This window comes from Fuscovulum ytuae (assembly GCF_029953595.1).
Lineage (GTDB): Bacteria > Pseudomonadota > Alphaproteobacteria > Rhodobacterales > Rhodobacteraceae > Paragemmobacter > Paragemmobacter ytuae.
Map to the genome: position 1 here is coordinate 3,330,918 of NZ_CP124535.1, position 17,650 is coordinate 3,348,567.

The following is a 17,650-nucleotide window of genomic DNA, read 5'->3' on the forward strand; positions in this document are numbered from 1 at the left end:
AATTGGTTATATATTTTTACCAATTCATGCCGCACGCCGTGAAACAGGAGAAACGCGATGGAAATGCCAGTTCCCGATCCGGTGATCCTTGCCAAACGGGCGCGTATCCTTGAGCGGCTGGCGGCGGTGCTGCCGGAGGATTCGCTGATTTCCGATCCGTCCGAGACGCGGGCCTATGAATGTGATGCGCTGACGGCCTATCGCTGTTTGCCGCTGGCGGTGGTGTTGCCGCGCACGACGGAAGAGGTCGCGGCGGTGATGCGGGAATGCCATGCGGAGGGCGTGAAGGTGATCCCGCGCGGGGCGGGCACGTCGCTGGCGGGCGGGTCGCTGCCCACGCCGGATGCGGTGGTCATCGGCGTGGCGCGGATGAATGAAGTGATCGAGACGGATTATGCCAACCGTTTCATCCGGGTGCAGTCGGGGCGGACCAACCTTTCCGTCACGGGCGCGGTGGAGGCGGAGGGCTTTTTCTACGCCCCCGATCCGTCCAGCCAATTGGCCTGCGCGATTGCCGGGAATATCGGGATGAATTCCGGGGGGGCGCATTGCCTGAAATACGGGGTGACGACGAATAACCTCTTGGGCGTGACGCTGGTCACCATGACGGGTGAGGTGGTGCAGATCGGTGGTCCTTACATGGATGCGGGCGGGCTTGATCTGCTGGGGGTGATCTGCGGGTCCGAGGGGCAGTTGGGCGTGGTGACCGAGGCCTGGCTGCGTATCCTGCCGAAACCCGAAGGCGCGCGACCCGTGCTGATGGGCTTTGCCGCCAATGAGGTGGCGGGGGCCTGCGTTTCAGACATCATCAAGGGCGGGCTTTTGCCCGTGGCCATTGAATTCATGGACCGCCCCTGCATCGAGGCGACCGAGGCCTTTGCAAAGGCCGGCTATCCCGATTGCGAGGCGCTTTTGATCGTCGAGGTGGAGGGAAGCCCCGCCGAGATCGACGAGCAGCTGGCCCGGATCAAGGAGATCGCCGCGCGGCATGACCCCGTGGCCTATCGCGAGGCGGCCAGCGAGGATGAGGCAAAACGCATCTGGCTGGGCCGGAAATCGGCCTTCGGGGCGATGGGGCAGATGGGGGATTACATCTGCCTTGATGGAACGATCCCCGTGTCGTCCTTGCCCCTTGTGCTGCGCCGGATTGGCGAGTTGTCGGATCAATACGGCCTGCGGGTGGCGAATGTCTTCCATGCCGGGGATGGGAATATGCATCCCCTGATCATCTTCAACGCCAATCAGCCCGGTGATCTGGACCGCGCCGAGGCGTTGGGCGCGGATATCCTGAAGCTGTGCGTCGAGGTGGGGGGATGCCTGACGGGCGAACATGGCGTGGGGGTGGAAAAGCGCGACCTGATGTCGGTGCAGTTTTCCGACACGGATATGGAGGCGCAGTTGCGGGTGAAGGATGTGTTCGACCCGGGCTGGCTGCTGAATCCGGCGAAGGTGTTTCCGCTTTATGTAACGGCGAGCCGTCGCGCGGCCTGAGGGTGCGGGGCCGGGGTTTCACACCCCCGGACCCCCGTCGGAATTTAGAGACAGAAAATGAAGGGCGCTGCTGGACAGTGGTGCGGGGGGCGGGATGAACCGACCGGGAAATGAGGCGGAACTGGCAGAGTTGGTGCGGGGGGCGGCGGGGCCTTTCGTGATCCGGGGCGGCGGGACGCGAGGGATCGGGTCGCCCGGGCCCGGTGCGGTGCTGGAGACGGGGGGGCTGTCGGGGGTGGCCCTTTACGAGCCCGGTGCCCTGACGCTGGTTGTCGGGGCGGGGACGCCCTTGACCGAGGTGGAGCGGGTGCTGGCGGCGGAAGGGCAGCGCCTGCCATTCGAGCCACCGGATATGCGGGGCCTTCTTGGGCGCGGCGGAGAAAGTACGATTGGCGGGGTGGTTGCCGCCAATGCGAGTGGGCCGCGCCGGGTGCAGGCGGGGGCATGCCGCGACAGTCTGATCGGGGTTCGGTTCGTCGATGGGACCGGGACAGTGGTCCGCAATGGCGGGCGCGTGATGAAGAATGTCACGGGGATCGACCTTGTGAAGCTGATGGCGGGGTCACATGGCACTTTGGGCGTGCTGACCGAGGTGGCGTTCAAGCTATTGCCCGCGCCGGAAGTGCAGGCGACGCTGTGTGTGGCAGGGCTGGCGGATGAGGCGGCGGTGGCGGCCATGGCGGCGGCGCTGGGGTCGCCTTATGACGTGACGGGCGCGGCGCATATTCCGGGGCGGGGGACGTTCCTGCGGCTGGAAGGGTTCGAGACATCGGTGCGCTATCGGGCGGGCGCATTGGCGCGGGTGCTGGGTCGGTTCGGATCGGTTGCAGAGGTGGGCGGCGATGTCTGGTCGCAAGTGCGGGATGTGGTCCCGTTCCATGGGCAGCCGGGGGATGTCTGGCGGTTGTCGGTGACGCCGTCGGAGGCGCCAGCGCTGGTCGTGAAGGCGGGGGCGGAGGCTGCGCTTTATGACTGGGGCGGTGGGTTGGTCTGGCTGAGGATGGCGCCGGGGGTGGATTTGCGGGCGCGCTTGGGGCGGTTCACGGGCCATGCGACACGGGTCAGGGGCGAGGGGGCGGTGCCTGCCTTCCAGCCGGAGCCACCCGCGCTTGCGGCGCTGTCGGCGGGCCTTAGAGCGAAGTTCGATCCGCGCGGGGTTCTGAACCCCGGCCTGATGAAGGCGGCCTGAGATGGCGCTGGTTTTCATCATCTATCCGCTGGCGATCTATGTGTCGCTGTGCCTGCTGCCACGGGCGCGGGCGGGGCTGGGGATCGGGCTTGCGGCGGCGGCGCTGGCGCTGGTTTGGATCACCAATGATGGAGCGGCGGATGAGGGTTTCGCGCGGCTTCTGGTGATGATCGGGGCCGTCCCTGTGGCGCTGGCCGCGCTGGCGCAGGGGGTGCGGCGGATGATCCCCGACGGGGCGGCGGGCTGGGTTTGGCCCGCGCTGGCGGTAGGCTTGGCGCTGTCGGCGCTGGCGATTTTCCTGATGCTGCTGTGAGGGGATGAGATGCAGACGTTTTTCACCGATGAGCAGCTGAAGGTGCCCGCGCTGGCGCGATCGAACGAGATTTTGCGCTCTTGCGTGCATTGCGGGTTCTGCACGGCGACCTGCCCGACCTATCAGGTGCTGGGCGACGAGTTGGACAGTCCGAGGGGGCGCATCTATCTGATCAAGGATATGCTGGAAAGCGGGCGTCCTGCCGATGAACGCACGGTGAAACATCTGGACCGCTGCCTTTCGTGCCTTGCCTGCATGACGACCTGCCCGAGTGGCGTGCATTACATGCATCTGATCGATCATGCCCGCGCCCATGTGGAGGCGACCTATAAGCGGCCCTTCACCGATCGGGCGCTGCGTTTCGTTCTGGCGAAGGTGCTGCCCTATCCGATGCGGTTCCGGCTGGCGATCCTTCTGGCCAAGGCGGGGCGGCCTTTCGCGCGGCTGATCCCGGATGCGCGGGTGCAGGCGATGCTGGATATGGTGCCGAAGCAGGTGCCGCCCGTGTCGCGCAATGATGACCCTCAGAGCTTTGCCCCCGTGGGCGCGCGGAAGATGCGGGTGGCGCTGATGACGGGCTGCGCGCAGAAGGCGCTGAATACCGATATCAATGATGCGACGATCCGGCTGCTGCGGCGGTTGGGCTGCGAGGTGGTGGTGCCGAAGGGCATGGGCTGCTGCGGGGCGCTAACGCATCATATGGGGCGCGAGGAGGAGGCGCATGGTTTTGCCGCCGCGAATATCCGCGCATTCATGGCGGAAGTGCGGGGCGAGGGGCTGGATGCCATCGTCATCAACACGTCGGGATGTGGGACGACGGTGAAGGATTATGGGCATATGTTCCGCACCGAGGCGTTGGCCGACGAGGCAAAGACGGTGGCGGGGCTGGCCTGTGACATCTCGGAACTGCTGGTGCGGATCGGGTTGCCGGAAGGGGCGGCGAAGGGGATGCGGGTTGCCTATCATGCGGCCTGTTCCTTGCAGCATGGGCAGCAGGTGAAGACCGCGCCGAAGGATTTGCTGAAACGGGTGGGGTTCGAGGTGGTGGAACCTGCGGACAGCCATCTGTGTTGTGGGTCGGCGGGGACGTATAACCTGTTGCAGCCCGAGATTTCCAAGGAGTTGAAGGCCCGCAAGGTGCGGACGCTGGAGGCGAAGGGGCCGGATGTGATCGCGGCCGGGAATATCGGCTGCATGATGCAGATCGGATCGGGGACCGAGGTGCCGGTGGTGCATACGGTGGAATTGCTGGATTGGGCGACAGGGGGCCCCGTGCCGCGCGGTCTTGCGTAGGATGGGCCGTATTGCCCATCCTACGGGATGGACGGACCGCCCCGGTGGTGCCAAACTTCCGCCGGAAAGCCAGATTAGGCCGGGCGTGACCTTGCCGGAACGGATGAAGAGATGCGTCTTGCCGCCCTGATCCTGTCGCTGATGGCTGCGCCCGCTCTGGCCGAGGGGCCGACGATGCGATCGTTGCAGACGGGCGATCAGGGGCGTGGCTGGGAAGCGGTGGGGCGGATCGAGCTGGGCGGGCGCGGATTTTGCACCGGGGCGCTGATTGCGGATGATCTGGTTCTGACGGCGGCGCATTGTCTTTTTGATAAAACGACAGGCGCGCGCATCGCCGATGGCGAGATGCGGTTTTTGGCAGGCTGGCGCAATGGGCGTGCCGAGGCTTATCGCAATGTGTCCCGTGCCGTGGCGCATCCTGATTATGTGCTTGGCCCGCAAGAGGACTTGACGCGGGTAGGGCGTGATCTTGCGCTGTTGCGGCTGGATCAGCCGATCCTTCTGCCGCAAGTCCAGCCCTTTGCCACCGACTGGACCCCGAAGAAGGGGGAAGAGGTGGGCATCGTGTCCTATGCCAAGGATCGGTCAGAGGCCCCCTCATTGCAGGAGGTCTGCGAGATCATGGCGCAGCGCAGCGATTTGATGGTGCTGACCTGTGCGGTGGATTTCGGGGCCTCGGGCGCGCCGGTCTTTGCGCTGCGCGAGGGGCAGATGCGGATCGTGTCGGTGGTGTCGGCCAAGGCCGAGGTGGATGGGGCACCTGTCGCGCTGGCGGTGCCATTAATGGAGCCTTTGGCGCGCCTTCAGGCGGCGATGGAGGCGGATGCACCGCGCAAGGCCCCCGGCGTGCGGGTCTTGTCGGGATCGGGCGGCGGGGCGAAGTTTCTGAAAGTGGCGCCCTAAGAGGGCAGTCTGTCGCAGGGCTTGAAAAGCCGCGCGCCTTTTCCCACGTCTAGGGTGTGCCGGATGCCCATGAGGGGCCGGCCACTCACCGCCCGTCCGTGATGGAGGGCAGCAACATAGCATCGCTCGATGGAGGATGACCCTTATGCGAACGCTGGATTTCGCCCCGCTTTATCGTGCCACCGTCGGTTTTGACCGGATCGCCGATCTGATGGATCGCGTTCTGACGACCGAGGTCGCGCAGCCGACCTATCCGCCCTACAACATCGAAAAGACCGCCGAGGATGCCTATCGCATTTCGATCGCCGTGGCCGGGTTCACGCCTGATGAACTGGGAGTCGAGGTGAAGGATGGCACTCTTTTGGTGACGGCGCGCAAGGCGCCGGAGACAACTGAAAAGACCTATTTGCATCGTGGCATCGCCACGCGCGCCTTTGAACGCCGCTTTGCGCTGGCCGATCATGTGCGCGTGTCGGGTGCGGTGCATGAGCATGGGATGCTGCATATCGATCTGGTCCGCGAGACGCCGGAGGCGTTGAAGCCGCGCCGGATCGAGATTTCGACCGCAACCAGCGTTGCCGCACCGGTTCTGGAAGGGACGGCTGCGAAGGCCAACTGATCCGCGACGCCCCTGTCGGATCGGTTGCTGGGGCGCCCGGAAGGGCGCCCCTTTTTCGGTTAGTAGATCAGGCTGTCATAGACGGTATAGGCCCCCGAGGCGCTGTCGATCCCTGCATTCAGGTTGCGATCGGCGGCATAGGCCGAGATGGCACGGAAGGTGGCCGGGCCGAAGACGCCGTCGATGGCCCCACCGTAATAGCCCTGACGGGCCAGTTGGCGCTGGATGGCGCGGCGTTCGCTGGGGCTGTAGCTTTTGAAGGCCTGCGCAGCGGCCGAGGTAGAGATGCCGTGCCGCTGGACCGGCGGCGGGGCGAAATAGACGGGTTCGCGCGGGGCCGGGGGGGCGTAATATTGCGGCTGCTGGGCCTGCTGGCGCGGCTGTTGCGGGACATAGCGCGGCTGCTGGGCCTGTGCGCGCTGGGTGTTCATGCTTTTCAGCACGGTGCCGACGATCACGGTGGCGGCGACGCCCTTGAGGAAATCACGCTCGCGCTGGCCTGCCTGCACGGGGGCGGCGGTGGTGGCGGCGAGGGCGAGGGCCGCGATGGCGGCGGTTGTCGCGGTGCGGAAGTTCGGCAGCATGTCATCTGTCCTTTCGGGTTCTTGCCCGACGCCTTGGCCAGATCGTGACAGGTGATCTGGGCCGTCTTGCCGGGGCGGTTTGCCTTGGGACGGATGTGGCAGGCGGCGCGATGCTAGGCAAAAGCGCGGGCCTGTTATCTGATATCAGGGGGCGACATCGTCATTGGCCATGGGTTTATGCCAGCTTTCGGGAAGAGCGTCCGCCGTTCTGAGCAGTGCTCGCAACGACTTGACCCGGAGGATGGCCTGCTGGCGCGCGACGGCATCGGAATGGGTGATGGGAGGGGACGAGATCGTGTCGGCGAGGCGGTAAAGTTCGGCTGCGACGGCGAGACGGTCTTCATGCGAGAGGTGCGGCCGGTCTTTGTGCGGAGGGAGAGAGACGGCATCATGGATGGCGACGGACAGGCGCGGCCCTTGATCGGCAGACATAAAGGAATCTTTCTTAAAATCAATTATCCGGGCAAATAGGGCCGATATGGGGACTTGGCAATAAGTTGTGCCAGCCTTGGATAATTCACCTAAAAGCTGTGGCGAATCGGCACTGAGTGGCCCCTTTTTGTGTTGCCCTAGAATGCAGAACGCCCCCGCCACGGGGGCGGGGGCGGTATGACATACTGAGCGTTGGCCGTGCCTTAGACGCTGAGGCAGATGTATTTCATCTCCAGATAATCCTCCATCCCGTGGTGGGAGCCTTCGCGGCCAAGGCCGGATTGCTTGACCCCGCCGAACGGGGCGACTTCGGTGGAGATGAGACCAGTGTTCACGCCGACCATGCCGTATTCCAGCGCCTCTTGCACACGGGTGATGCGGCCGATGTCGCGGGCGTAGAAATAGGAGGCAAGGCCGAAGATCGTGGCGTTGGCCATGGCGACCACTTCCTCTTCGGTGTCGAATTTGAAGAGGGGGGCGAGGGGGCCGAAGGTTTCTTCGTTGGTCACCAGCATGTCGGTGGTGACGCCGGTGAGGATGGTGGGTTCGAAGAAGGACCCGCCCAATTCGTGGCGCTTGCCGCCGGTTTCGACCTTTGCGCCTTTGGCCAGCGCGTCGGAGATGTGTTCTTCGACCTTGACCACGGCCTTGTCGTTGATGAGGGGGCCGAAGGTCACATCTTCGGACAGACCATCGCCGACCTTGGTCTTGGCGACGGCCTCGGCCAGTTTCTTGGCGAAGGCATCATAGACGCCGGCCTGCACGTAGATGCGGTTGGCGCAGACGCAGGTCTGTCCGTTGTTGCGGAATTTGGAGATCATCGCGCCTGCGACGGCGGCATCCAGATCGGCGTCGTCGAAGACGATGAAGGGGGCGTTGCCGCCCAGTTCCATGGAACATTTCATCACCTGTTCCGCCGCTTGACGCAGCAGGATACGGCCCACTTCGGTGGAGCCTGTGAAGGTGAGTTTCCGCACGGCGTGGTTTTCGCAGAATTCCTTGCCGATGTCGGAAGAGCGGGTGGAGGTAATGACCGAGAAGATCCCCGCCGGAAGCCCCGCGCGTTCCCCAAGCAGCGCCATGGCCAGCGCCGAAAGCGGCGTTTCGGCGGCAGGGCGGGCGACGAAGCCGCAGCCTGCGGCAAGCGCCGGGCCCACCTTGCGGGCGATCATGGCGTTCGGGAAGTTCCAAGGTGTGATGGAGCCCACCACACCGATGGGCTGTTTGATAACGGTGATGCGCTTGTCGCGCTGATGGCCGGGGATGGTTTCGCCATAGACGCGCTTTGCCTCTTCGGCGAACCATTCGATGAAGGAGGCGCCATAGGCGACTTCGCCCTTTGCTTCGGCGAGGGGCTTGCCCATCTCGGCGGTCAGGATTTTCCCAAGGTCATCCTGATTGGCCATCATCAGATCGAACCATTTGCGCAGGATGGCCGCGCGTTCCTTGCCGGTGCGGGCGGCCCATTCCTTCATCGCGGTTTCAGCCGCGGCGACGGCGCGGGCAGTTTCCGCGCGGCCAAGGTTCGGCAGGGTGCAGATCACGTCGCCACGGGCGGGGTTGGTGACCGGGAAGGTGGTGCCGTCATCGGCATCGATCCATTGGCCCGCGACATAGGCCTTGGTGACCAGAAGGGTCGGGTCTTTCAGCAGCGCGGCGAGATTGGTGACGGAATCGAGCATGTGGGCCTCCGGCGTTTCGGGTTAAGGATGGATGCATCCGCGAGGGGGGGCTTGTCCAGTTCTGGCGGGGGAAATTTGCGGCAAGGCGGGAAGATTTTGATCAAATCGGCGGAAATCGGATGAGCAAAGGGCAGCAGTGGCGCAGCGCGGCGGACCGCGCCTATGCGAATGGGGCCTTCATTGCGGGGGCGGATGCCTATCCGCCGCAGTGGGCGGCGGCGGCGGCGGCGTTTCGCGAGGGACTGGGCGGGCGGGCGCGGCTGGGGCTGGCCTATGGCGACGGCGCGCGGCAGCGGTTCGATCTGTTCCTGCCAGAGGAGAAGGCGCACGGGCTGATGGTCTTTGTCCATGGGGGCTATTGGCTGGCCTTTGGGCGCGAGACGTGGTCGCATCTGGCAGGCGGCTCGGTGGCCCGGGGATGGGCCTGTGCGGTGCCATCCTACACGCTGGCCCCCGAGGCGCGGATTAGTGAGATCACGGGCGAGATCGCGGCGGCCTGTGCGGCAGCGGTGAAAGCCGTGCCCGGCGTGCCTGTGGTGGTGGCGGGGCATTCGGCGGGCGGGCATCTGGCGGCACGGATGGGATGCGCGGATCGGGCGGTGCCGGGGCTGCGGCGGGTGGTGCCGATCTCGCCCCTAGCGGAGTTGGCCCCCCTGATGGAGACGGAGATGCAGGAGAAGCTGCATCTGGACGCAACGGAATGCGCGGGGGAAAGCCCGGCACGGTTGGCGCGGAAGGCAGGGGTGGAGGCCCATGTCTGGGTGGGCGGGCAGGAGCGGCCCGCCTTCCTGTGGCAGGCGCGGCTTTTGTCAGAGGAATGGGATTGCCCTTGGACCGTCGATCCGGGGCGACATCATTTCGACGTGGTGGAGGCGCTGGCCGATCCGGGATCGGCCCTGACGGAGGCCTGTATCGGCGGGCTTTAAGCGAAGAATCTTGGAAGACCGTCGCAAATTTCTTCGAAGAAATGTGGGCTTGCGTCAGTTTGCGGCGTGCATGCGTTCGATATAGGCGCGCATCTCTTCCGCCTCGTGCCGCGCGTCGCGTAGGCCTTCCATGGCGGCGCGCAACTCGGCCTCGGTCTGGGCGATCTGGTTGAGGAGTTCGGCTTCGCGTTCCTCAAGATAGATCAGCGCCTGATCGCGGGCCTCTTCAGCCTCGTGCAGGGATTGGGCGAGGTTGTCCATTTCCGCCACGTCGCCGCCGGCCACGCGGGTGAAGCGGTGCAAGAGCCAATAGGTGAACCAGCCAAGCGCGAAGGCCAACAAAAGGATGATGGCGGTGGCGGTGATGAATTCCTGACGGTTCATGGCCCTGCGTCTACACCCTGTCTCTACGATTACGCCTTAGCCGTTATTCGCGGGGCGGGGCGACGGACGCAAGGTCTTTTCCTGCGGGGCGATGGAGGGGCTGGTGTCATTCGAGAAATCGGGCGCGCCTGTCGGGGGTGTGGCGGGTGTGGTGCCGGTTGTGACTGGTTGTGCGTCGGTGGGCGGTTCGGCGGGCGGTTCGGCGGGGTTTTCCACCTGTGCCGGTTGGTCGGGCGCGGAATTGGCCGGGGCTTCGGGCGCAGCGGGTTCGTCGGTGGCGGGTGCTGGCGCAGGTTCGCCGATCAGGGTGAATTCGATGCGGCGATTGGCCTCGCGCCCCTCTTCGGTGCTGTTGTCGGCGATTGGCTTGTCTTCGCCATAGCCCACGGCCTTCATGGTGGAGACATCGACCCCGCGTTCCTTCAGCGCGACCAGAACCGCCTTGGCGCGATCTTCGGACAGGGTGAGGTTGTTGCGCGAGGTGCCTTGGCTGTCGGTATGGCCGGCCACTTCGATCGGTTTGCCGGGGCATTGCTTGAGCAGCTCGCCAAGGGCGGAGACAAGGCCCGCAGAGGCAGAGGAAATGTCGTCGGAACCCGGATCGAAGGTGATCTTGTTGCGGGACAGAAGCGCGGTGATGTTGGCCACGCAGGCGGCGGCGTCGGCGGGGGGAAGGGGGGCGGCAAGGGTGGTGCCGGTCGCTTCGGCCACGGCTTCAGGCGCTTTGGTCGCCGCCACCGGTGTTTCGGGCGTTTCAGGAGTTTCGGGGGGTTCGGCAAGGGCGGCGGCGGCATCCGCCACTGTTGTGTCCGCTTCTGGGGCGCCGATCATTGTGATTTCGATGCGGCGGTTGGCTTCGCGGCCTTCTTCGCTGCCATTGTCGGCGATTGGGCGGCTTTCGCCATAGCCCACGGCGCGCATCAGCGACACCTCGACCCGACGGCCCTGCAGGGCGAGCAGGACCGCATCGGCGCGGGCCTGCGACAGGGCGCGGTTGCCTTCCTCGGACCCTTGGGAATCGGTGTGACCCGCGATTTCCAAGGGCAAGGCGGTGCATTCGTTCAGCGCATCGGCGATACGGGTCATCAACTGGGCATTGGTGCCGTCGATTTCGGCAGATCCCGGCGGGAAGGTGATCTTCTGTTCGGAGAGGATGGCATCGAGAGTGGCCATGCATTCTTCGGGGGTAGGCAGGGCAGCGAGGGGATCGCGCGCCTCGTCATAGCGGACATCGACCTTGAAGGTTTTGCCCTGACCGAGCTTTTCGGAAAGGATCTGGCTGATCCGGCCACGGGCGTTTTGCGACCCCGTCACGCCCGACACTTCGACCGTGTCCTGACGGACGAGGAGGGAGCCTTCCTCCAACTCTCCGAGTGCCTCGATCCCGGCGAGGACGCGGACGGGCCAACCATCGGGAAGTTCGGGGTCAAGGCGGGTGGCGTTATAGACATTGCCCGCGCCGAATTCGACCTTGGCAAAGCTGTCGACGGCGGCGCGGACCATGTCATCGGTCAGGCGGCCGCGCATGTCGACCTTGCCTGTGGGGGCGAGGGTGGCAGTGAATTCGGCCGGGCCTGCGGTGACGGTCGCAGGGCGGGGGAGGGATGCGGCAAGCGAGAAGGAGGCGGGCAAAGCGGCCTTAAGCTCTCCGACCGCGCGGTCGAAGGCGGATTGATCGGTGCCTTCGGCGGCGATGAGCGAGACATCGGCGTCCGAGAAAGTGACGGTTGCATTCCCGATGGCCGTGACGGCGCGGATGGCGGATTCGACGGCTTCGGCCCAGCGGGGGGAGGGGACGCCAAGGCCGATGGTGCAGCTGCCCTTGCCTTCCATCCCGGCGGCGATGGCGGCAGCGAGGATGCGGGAACGGGCCGCCTCGGTATCGGCCGAGCAGGCATCAAAGCGTGCGCCTTCAGCATCCTTGACGAAGCGGAGCGTGAAGGGAGTGATGACGGGGCGGGGGGCGGAAATATCGATGGTGACCGGCAGGCCTTCGGGGCGCATGCGGGCGAGTTCGCTTTCCAGCCTGCGCTTTTCGGCATCGCTTGTTGCGATGGCGGTGACGGTGACGGCATCGGCAGCGACGGAGATCTTGGAGCGGGGCAGGAGTTTTAGGGCCGCAAGGCCGAAATCGAAGGCGGGTTGCCATGTTTCAGGCGGTGTATAGGCCGCGATTTCCAGCATATCCGCCACGGGAATGCCGCGGCTGAGTTCGCCTGCGGCAAGGGCGAGGGTTTGTTCATTTGGGCCTTCGGGAAGCAGGCCGATCAGCTGTATCCCGTCATCATTGCGCAGCATTTCGACCGAGAAGCGGGGGGCCTCGATCTGGGTGACGGGGGTGACGGTCAATTCGTCTCGGACGCGGCCAGTGTCGATCACCGTGCCTGCAAGGTTGACGGCGCGGAAGCGCGCGGCTTCGTTCGGGGCGTTGCCGGTGAGGGTGACAAGCATCCCGTCGGCCTGTGCGGTGACCCATGTGATGCCGTCCTGCGCCATGACCCAGTTCACCGCCTTGACCGAGCGGCGTTCGATCACCTCAGCCGCTGTGGTGGCGATGCCGATGGCTGCAATGCCCGCGACGGCGAAGGCGCCAAGGGCGATCACCCCCTGCGGCAGGCGGCGCGGTGCGGCCCATCCGTTGGGAAGGCGCAGGTTGGGCAGGCGCGGCTTGGGCAGGCGCATGAGTGGGACGTGTTCCTTCGGTCGGGCCGTGGCAGCGGACGCGGGCGATCCGGGGGATTCTCTCCGCGCCGCATGTGCTTACGGTGACGGGGGGCGGGGATCAATCAAAGCAGCGCGGCGGCGGCAAGAAACAGCGCAGCGATCAGACCGGCGTCGCGGTTGGAGCGGAAAATGGCAAGGCAGGCGGCGGGATCGTCGATATCCACCCGCCGCATCTGCCAGAGCATATGCGCCCCCATGGCCCAAGCGCCCATCAGGGCGATGAGAAGGGGAAGGGGCGAGGCGAGCGGCAAAAGGGCCGTGATGGCGGCGGCGGCCATCAGGCAGACGGTGGCCACGAGGAAGGCCGCCAGCCATTTGCCCGTGTTCTGCCCGAAGAGGCGGGCGGTGGAGCGGACGCCGATCAGGGCGTCATCCTCTTTGTCCTGATGGGCATAAATCGTGTCGTAGAAAAGCGTCCAGACGAAGCCCGCCGCGTAAAGGAACAGGGGGGCGAGCGAGAGGCTGCCCGAATGCGCGGCCCAGAGGAGGAGCGCGCCCCAGTTGAAGGCGAGGCCGAGAAAGGCCTGCGGCCACCATGTGAAGCGTTTGGCGAAGGGGTAGATGGCGACAAGGGCGAGGGACCCCACGCCAAGGGCGATGGCCAGCGGGTGATAGGTGAAAAGGATCGCGGCTGCGACAAGCGCCTGTGCCACCATCCAGAAAAGGGCCTGTTTTACCGTGACTTGGCCGGATGGGATGGGGCGGGACCGGGTGCGGGCGACGGCTGCGTCGAAGTCGCGGTCGGTAATGTCGTTCCATGTGCAGCCCGCGCCGCGCATCAGGAAGGCACCAACAGCCGAGGAGGTGGCAAGCCAGAGGTCCAGCGCCGTGAAGCCGCCCGTCGCGGCGGCGGCCAGCGCGATGGCCCATAGGCAAGGGATCAGAAGGAGCCATGTGCCGATCGGCCTGTCAGCGCGCGAGAGGCGCAGATAGGGGCGGGTGGCGGCAGGGGCCAGCGTATCGACCCAATTGCCGCGCGGGGCATCGGCGACGGTTCCGACGGGTCGTTCGACCTCTGGAAAATTGGGCGGTTGGGTCATAGGGTGCGGGCCATGGATGCGAAGGTTCGTCTTTATGTAGAGCAGCCCCTTGCGCCGGGGCAAGCCGTGGCCCTGAGCGGGGATCAGGCGCATTACCTGTTTTCGGTGATGCGGCTGGCCAAGGGGGCGGCGGTGGCATTGTTCAACGGGCGCGACGGGGAATGGCGGGCCGAGGTGGCCGAAGCGGGCAAGCGCGGCGGGGTGCTGGTCTGCGACGTGCAGACAAAGCCCCTGCTGATGCCGCCTGACCTGTGGCTGATCTTTGCGCCGATCAAGAAGGCGCGGACGGATTTCATCGTCGAGAAGGCGGTGGAGTTGGGGGTGCGGCGCATCCTGCCAGTGCAGACGCGACATACCAATTCCGAACGCATCAGGCAGGATCGTTTGCAGGCCCATGCCGTGGAGGCGGCAGAGCAGTGCGGTGGCACCTATGTGCCTGAAGTTGCTGATCTTGTTGCGCTTGATCGGCTGTTGGCGGGGTGGGACGCGGGGCGGCGTATCCTGTGGTGCGACGAGTCAAGGCTGGGGGTTTCCGAAGGGCTGGCGGGGGAAGAGCCGGGGCCGTGGGCCATTCTGATCGGGCCTGAGGGCGGGTTTTCCGATGGTGAAAAGGCGAAGCTGCGGGGACTGCCTGCGGTGCTGCCCGTCAGCCTTGGGCCGCGCATCCTGAGGGCGGATACTGCGGCGGTGGCGGCGCTGACGCTGTGGCAGGCGGCGCTGGGGGATTGGCGGTGATCCGGCCCGAGCTGCGAGCGGCCCTGTGGCGGGGGCGTGAGGTGATCGCGGCGGGGGCGGTGGTGGCCTTGGGGCTGTGGGTGGCAGGACAGGGCGGCTATGTGCTGGTGCCCTTTGGCGGGGTGGTTGCGGCCTTTGGCGCGGGGCTTGGCGTGCAGGCGTGGCGACGGATGCGCTTTGCCCAAGGGGGGGATTCGCCGGGCCTTGTCGAGGTGGATGAGGGGCAGATTTCCTATATGGGCCCGACGCTTGGCGGGTTTGTGGCGGTGCCTGATCTGGTTGAGCTGCGGCTGGTGGCCCTGCGCGGGCGGCGGTTGTGGCGGCTGAAACAGGCGGATGGACAGGTGTTGCTGGTGCCTGTGGATGCGGCGGGGGCGGATCAGCTTTTCGATGTGTTCGCCACGCTGCCGGGGATGGATATGGCGGCGTTGTTGGCGGCGCTGGCGCCGGGGGGTGTTGCGACGGGCACGGGATTGGCCATGGGCGAGGCTGTGCAGGTGATCTGGCGGCGGGCGGGGGCGGGGCTGGCGACCCGTTGAAGCAGAGTTAACCGCCTTCCGGCCCCTTGACTTGACCGTGCAGTCAAAGCACCTGTGGGGGCCTTGAGAAAAGCGAAGACGCGGAGCCTAGCAGATGTCGATTCCCCAATCCGGCGGCGGGCCGATCGAAAGCTTTTCCCAGCTGGCGGAATTCATGGAATCCGGCTGCAAATCCAAAGACTTGTGGCGGATCGGGACAGAACACGAAAAGTTCGGCTGGCTGACCGATACGCGCCGCCCGCTGCCCTATGATGGTGAACGATCCATTAACGCCCTGTTCGCGGGGTTGGCCGCAAAATTCGGCTGGGAACCCGTGCGGGAAGGCGAGAATGTTATCGGTTTGACACGGAACGGGGCGAATATCAGCCTTGAACCGGGCGGTCAGTTCGAACTGTCTGGCGCGGCCTTTGCCAGCCTGAAGGAAACCGATGACGAGTTAAGGAACCATCTCGACGAGGTGCGGTCCTTGGCGGAACCGCTGGGCATCCGGTTTATGGGGATCGGGGCTGCGCCGGAATGGCGGCATGAGGATATGCCGGTGATGCCCAAGGGGCGCTATCGGCTGATGACCGACTATATGGGCAAGGTCGGCACCCATGGCACGCAGATGATGTATCGGACATCGACGGTGCAGGTGAACCTCGACTATGCGTCGGAAACCGACATGGTGAAGAAGATGCGTGTGGCGCTGGCTTTGCAGCCCGTAGCGACCGCGCTGTTCGCGTCATCGCCATTCTTCGAGGGGAAGGAGAACGGGCACAAATCCTGGCGGTCGCGGATCTGGCGGGGCTTGGACGATGCGCGGACGGGGATGCTGCCTTTCGCCTTTGATCAGGGGTTCGGCTTTCAGGCCTATGTGGACTGGGTGCTGGATGTGCCAATGTATTTTGTCTATCGAGATGGCAAATATATCAATGCCTTGGGGCAATCCTTCCGGGATTTCCTGAAGGGGGAACTGCCTGCGCTGCCGGGGGAAAAGCCTACGCTTTCGGATTGGGCGGATCACATGACCACGGTCTTCCCCGAGGCGCGGGTGAAGCGGTATATCGAGATGCGCGGGGCCGATTGCGGGGATCAGGCGCATCTGATGGCGTTGCCTGCCTTCTGGGTCGGGTTGATGTATGACCAGACGGTGCTGGATGCGGCTTGGGACCTTGTGAAAGGGTTGGATGCCGAGACGCGTGAGGGGCTGCGGGTGGCGGCCTCGGTCCAGGGGCTTGGCGGGCAGGCGGGGGGCGTGCGGATTTCCGATCTGGCGCGGGCGGCGGTGGCCTTGTCGCAGGCGGGGTTGGCTGGGCGGGCCTTGGGCGAGGAGCGCTATCTTGCGCCGCTGGTCGAGGCGGTGGAGTCCGGCGTGACGCAGGCGGATCGCTGGCTGTCGCTTTATCGTGGGGACTGGGGCGGCGATCTTTCGAATATCTATCAGGCTGCGAGTCTTTGACGGCGAAAACGACTGTGCCCTGTTTTGTGCCGGGTTTTGTGCAGCATTCTGTGGGCACGCAGCGCGCGCCGGGGTAGCGTTTCGGTAGGGTGGGGTTGAACCCCACCCCGCGGGATTACGCAGCGAGCGGGTCGGGGCCGAAGCGGTTGGTGCCGAGCGTGCCCTTGGTCGCGAACCAGTAGATCAGGATCAGCCAGCCAATGAGCGGGATGAAGCCGATCAGCAGCCACCATCCCGCCCGGTCGATGTCATGCAGGCGACGCGCGCCGACGGCGAGCGAGGGCAGGAGCACGGCGAGCGACCAGAGCGAGTTGATCATGCCGCCGCCGCCCATGCCCATGCCGTGCCCGTTCCCGAAGAGCAGGGCAAGAAGCGCCGAGACGATCATGTTGAAGAGGAAGAACCACCAATATTCCGACCGCCGGGCGCGGCCGGAGAAGGTGGCGTAGTTGGAAAAGACGGTCTTGACGGCCTCGATCATGTTCATCGCGGTTCCCTCGTTCTTTTTGGGGCCTTCTCCTTCCAACGCGGGAAGGTGGCGGGGGGAGGGTGAAACAAGGGCGGGCGTGGTGCAAGCCCCTTGCCGTGGGAAGGAAACGGCGCGGCGTGCCGCCGCAAGCCTTTTGGCATCGGAGGCCGCGTGCCGCGCCTCCTCCGGGGTTAGGGGGCCTTCTGCCCCCTCTTGGCCATTCGGCCAATTCACCCCCGAGAGTATTTTCGCCAAGATGAAGAGGCAGGTCAGGCGGTTTTCTTGCCGATCTTGGGTTCGGTGCCAGCCTTGAGGCGGCGGATGTTCTCGGCGTGGCGGAACCAGACGAGGGCGGCGAGGAGGAGGGCGAGGAGGACCTTGTCGGAATAGCCTGCGAAGGCGAGGTAGCCGGGCGCGAGCGCCGAGGCGGCAAGGGCCGAGAGCGAGGAGATGCGGAAGAGGGCCGCCGCTGCCGCCCAAGTGGCGCAGGCCAGAAGGCCGATGGGCCAGGTGAGGGCGAGGAGGATGCCGAGGAAGGTGGCCACGCCTTTGCCGCCCTTGAAACCAAGCCAGACCGGGAAGAGATGGCCGAGGAAGGAGGCCAGTGCGGCCACCTGTGCCGCATCATCGCCCACGGTCGCGCGGGCGATGAGGACGGCGATGCCGCCTTTGGCCGCGTCGAGGATCAGCGTGGCGGCGGCGGCGGGTTTGTTTCCGGTGCGCAGGACATTGGTTGCGCCGATATTGCCCGATCCGATCTGGCGCAGGTCGCCAAGGCCCATGGCGCGGGTGATGACCACGCCGAAGGGGATGGAGCCCAGAAGATAGGCCAGTGCCGCTGTCAGGAGGAGCATCAGCGCGGGCGAGGTAAGTTCGGGCAGGAAGA

The 17,650-nt window shown here is 65.4% G+C and carries 18 protein-coding genes; 10 read left to right on the forward strand and 8 right to left on the reverse strand.

Translation table 11 applies throughout. From position 1 onward, the window contains the following. Nucleotides 1-57: 57 nt before the first annotated feature. From QF092_RS16120 to QF092_RS16145, 6 genes are all read left to right on the forward strand, one after another. A complete protein-coding gene (locus tag QF092_RS16120; RefSeq protein WP_281465441.1) occupies nucleotides 58-1,491 on the forward strand; it encodes an FAD-linked oxidase C-terminal domain-containing protein in 1,434 nt (477 codons plus the stop codon). Between the two features lie 94 nt (nucleotides 1,492-1,585). Next, entirely contained in the window at nucleotides 1,586-2,680 is a 1,095-nt protein-coding gene (locus tag QF092_RS16125) for an FAD-binding protein (RefSeq protein WP_281465443.1), read from the forward strand. Between the two features lies 1 nt (nucleotide 2,681). Next, a complete protein-coding gene (locus tag QF092_RS16130; RefSeq protein WP_281465445.1) occupies nucleotides 2,682-2,993 on the forward strand; it encodes a hypothetical protein in 312 nt (103 codons plus the stop codon). Between the two features lie 9 nt (nucleotides 2,994-3,002). Continuing rightward, a complete protein-coding gene (gene glcF, locus QF092_RS16135; protein ID WP_281465447.1) occupies nucleotides 3,003-4,286 on the forward strand; it encodes a glycolate oxidase subunit GlcF in 1,284 nt (427 codons plus the stop codon). A gap of 111 nt (nucleotides 4,287-4,397) precedes the next feature. Then, nucleotides 4,398-5,189 (forward strand): trypsin-like serine peptidase, encoded by a 792-nt coding sequence (locus QF092_RS16140; RefSeq protein WP_281465449.1) that lies wholly within the window; start codon nucleotides 4,398-4,400, stop codon nucleotides 5,187-5,189. Between the two features lie 145 nt (nucleotides 5,190-5,334). Then, nucleotides 5,335-5,808 (forward strand): Hsp20 family protein, encoded by a 474-nt coding sequence (locus QF092_RS16145; RefSeq protein WP_281470062.1) that lies wholly within the window; start codon nucleotides 5,335-5,337, stop codon nucleotides 5,806-5,808. Between the two features lie 59 nt (nucleotides 5,809-5,867). On the opposite strand, the gene QF092_RS16150 is transcribed toward QF092_RS16145, so the two are convergent. The 3 genes from QF092_RS16150 to QF092_RS16160 form a co-directional block, all read right to left on the reverse strand. Further along, nucleotides 5,868-6,392: a peptidoglycan-binding domain-containing protein gene (locus tag QF092_RS16150; RefSeq protein ID WP_281465451.1), complete on the reverse strand. Its 525-nt coding sequence runs from the start codon at nucleotides 6,390-6,392 to the stop codon at nucleotides 5,868-5,870. A 144-nt stretch (nucleotides 6,393-6,536) separates the two neighbouring features. Continuing rightward, the gene (locus QF092_RS16155) at nucleotides 6,537-6,824 is read right to left on the reverse strand and encodes a hypothetical protein (RefSeq protein WP_281465454.1); all 288 of its coding nucleotides are present in this window, start codon (nucleotides 6,822-6,824) and stop codon (nucleotides 6,537-6,539) included. A gap of 203 nt (nucleotides 6,825-7,027) precedes the next feature. Beyond that, a complete protein-coding gene (locus QF092_RS16160) occupies nucleotides 7,028-8,506 on the reverse strand; it encodes an NAD-dependent succinate-semialdehyde dehydrogenase (protein ID WP_281465455.1) in 1,479 nt (492 codons plus the stop codon). A gap of 119 nt (nucleotides 8,507-8,625) precedes the next feature. Here QF092_RS16160 and QF092_RS16165 point away from each other — a divergent pair, with 119 nt between their 5' ends. Further along, nucleotides 8,626-9,432, forward strand: coding sequence for an alpha/beta hydrolase (locus tag QF092_RS16165; RefSeq protein ID WP_281465457.1), 807 nt, complete (start codon nucleotides 8,626-8,628; stop codon nucleotides 9,430-9,432). A 54-nt stretch (nucleotides 9,433-9,486) separates the two neighbouring features. On the opposite strand, the gene QF092_RS16170 is transcribed toward QF092_RS16165, so the two are convergent. From QF092_RS16170 to ubiA, 3 genes are all read right to left on the reverse strand, one after another. Further along, the gene (locus QF092_RS16170; RefSeq protein ID WP_281465459.1) at nucleotides 9,487-9,816 is read right to left on the reverse strand and encodes a hypothetical protein; all 330 of its coding nucleotides are present in this window, start codon (nucleotides 9,814-9,816) and stop codon (nucleotides 9,487-9,489) included. Nucleotides 9,817-9,852: 36 nt separating this feature from the next. Beyond that, on the reverse strand, nucleotides 9,853-12,498 hold the full coding sequence (locus tag QF092_RS16175; RefSeq protein WP_281465461.1) for an OmpA family protein: 2,646 nt from the start codon (nucleotides 12,496-12,498) through the stop codon (nucleotides 9,853-9,855). Between the two features lie 104 nt (nucleotides 12,499-12,602). Next, entirely contained in the window at nucleotides 12,603-13,580 is a 978-nt protein-coding gene (ubiA, locus tag QF092_RS16180) for a 4-hydroxybenzoate octaprenyltransferase (RefSeq protein WP_281465463.1), read from the reverse strand. A 12-nt stretch (nucleotides 13,581-13,592) separates the two neighbouring features. Here ubiA and QF092_RS16185 point away from each other — a divergent pair, with 12 nt between their 5' ends. The 3 genes from QF092_RS16185 to QF092_RS16195 all read left to right on the forward strand — a co-directional run bounded on the left by QF092_RS16185 (nucleotide 13,593) and on the right by QF092_RS16195 (nucleotide 16,295). After that, complete coding sequence (locus QF092_RS16185) at nucleotides 13,593-14,315, forward strand: 16S rRNA (uracil(1498)-N(3))-methyltransferase (protein WP_281465465.1); 723 nt, start codon at nucleotides 13,593-13,595, stop codon at nucleotides 14,313-14,315. After that, a complete protein-coding gene (locus QF092_RS16190) occupies nucleotides 14,312-14,854 on the forward strand; it encodes a hypothetical protein (RefSeq protein WP_281465467.1) in 543 nt (180 codons plus the stop codon). Before QF092_RS16185 ends, QF092_RS16190 begins: the two co-directional genes overlap by 4 nt. Nucleotides 14,855-14,948: 94 nt before the next feature. After that, nucleotides 14,949-16,295, forward strand: a complete 1,347-nt coding sequence (locus tag QF092_RS16195) for a glutamate--cysteine ligase (RefSeq protein ID WP_281465469.1) — start codon at nucleotides 14,949-14,951, stop codon at nucleotides 16,293-16,295. Between the two features lie 115 nt (nucleotides 16,296-16,410). Here QF092_RS16195 and QF092_RS16200 read toward each other — a convergent pair whose 3' ends face one another. Together QF092_RS16200 and plsY are read right to left on the reverse strand one after the other, a co-directional pair. Further along, entirely contained in the window at nucleotides 16,411-16,782 is a 372-nt protein-coding gene (locus tag QF092_RS16200) for a DUF805 domain-containing protein (RefSeq protein ID WP_281465471.1), read from the reverse strand. A 251-nt stretch (nucleotides 16,783-17,033) separates the two neighbouring features. Continuing rightward, the gene (plsY, locus tag QF092_RS16205; RefSeq protein WP_420026547.1) at nucleotides 17,034-17,645 is read right to left on the reverse strand and encodes a glycerol-3-phosphate 1-O-acyltransferase PlsY; all 612 of its coding nucleotides are present in this window, start codon (nucleotides 17,643-17,645) and stop codon (nucleotides 17,034-17,036) included. Nucleotides 17,646-17,650 lie beyond the last annotated feature (5 nt).

What these genes read in the sequence shown, in the direction of transcription:
- QF092_RS16120 (WP_281465441.1), top strand. Translation starts at nt 58, where the DNA reads ATGGAAATGCCAGTTCCCGATCCGGTGATCCTTGCCAAACGGGCGCGT.
- glcF (WP_281465447.1), top strand. Translation starts at nt 3,003, where the DNA reads ATGCAGACGTTTTTCACCGATGAGCAGCTGAAGGTGCCCGCGCTGGCG.
- QF092_RS16165 (WP_281465457.1), top strand. Translation starts at nt 8,626, where the DNA reads ATGAGCAAAGGGCAGCAGTGGCGCAGCGCGGCGGACCGCGCCTATGCG.
- QF092_RS16145 (WP_281470062.1), top strand. Translation starts at nt 5,335, where the DNA reads ATGCGAACGCTGGATTTCGCCCCGCTTTATCGTGCCACCGTCGGTTTT.
- QF092_RS16160 (WP_281465455.1), bottom strand. Translation starts at nt 8,506, where the DNA reads ATGCTCGATTCCGTCACCAATCTCGCCGCGCTGCTGAAAGACCCGACC.
- QF092_RS16170 (WP_281465459.1), bottom strand. Translation starts at nt 9,816, where the DNA reads ATGAACCGTCAGGAATTCATCACCGCCACCGCCATCATCCTTTTGTTG.
- QF092_RS16125 (WP_281465443.1), top strand. Translation starts at nt 1,586, where the DNA reads ATGAACCGACCGGGAAATGAGGCGGAACTGGCAGAGTTGGTGCGGGGG.
- QF092_RS16155 (WP_281465454.1), bottom strand. Translation starts at nt 6,824, where the DNA reads ATGTCTGCCGATCAAGGGCCGCGCCTGTCCGTCGCCATCCATGATGCC.
- QF092_RS16140 (WP_281465449.1), top strand. Translation starts at nt 4,398, where the DNA reads ATGCGTCTTGCCGCCCTGATCCTGTCGCTGATGGCTGCGCCCGCTCTG.
- QF092_RS16185 (WP_281465465.1), top strand. Translation starts at nt 13,593, where the DNA reads ATGGATGCGAAGGTTCGTCTTTATGTAGAGCAGCCCCTTGCGCCGGGG.
- QF092_RS16130 (WP_281465445.1), top strand. Translation starts at nt 2,682, where the DNA reads ATGGCGCTGGTTTTCATCATCTATCCGCTGGCGATCTATGTGTCGCTG.
- QF092_RS16175 (WP_281465461.1), bottom strand. Translation starts at nt 12,498, where the DNA reads ATGCGCCTGCCCAAGCCGCGCCTGCCCAACCTGCGCCTTCCCAACGGA.
- ubiA (WP_281465463.1), bottom strand. Translation starts at nt 13,580, where the DNA reads ATGACCCAACCGCCCAATTTTCCAGAGGTCGAACGACCCGTCGGAACC.
- QF092_RS16200 (WP_281465471.1), bottom strand. Translation starts at nt 16,782, where the DNA reads ATGAACATGATCGAGGCCGTCAAGACCGTCTTTTCCAACTACGCCACC.
- QF092_RS16195 (WP_281465469.1), top strand. Translation starts at nt 14,949, where the DNA reads ATGTCGATTCCCCAATCCGGCGGCGGGCCGATCGAAAGCTTTTCCCAG.
- QF092_RS16150 (WP_281465451.1), bottom strand. Translation starts at nt 6,392, where the DNA reads ATGCTGCCGAACTTCCGCACCGCGACAACCGCCGCCATCGCGGCCCTC.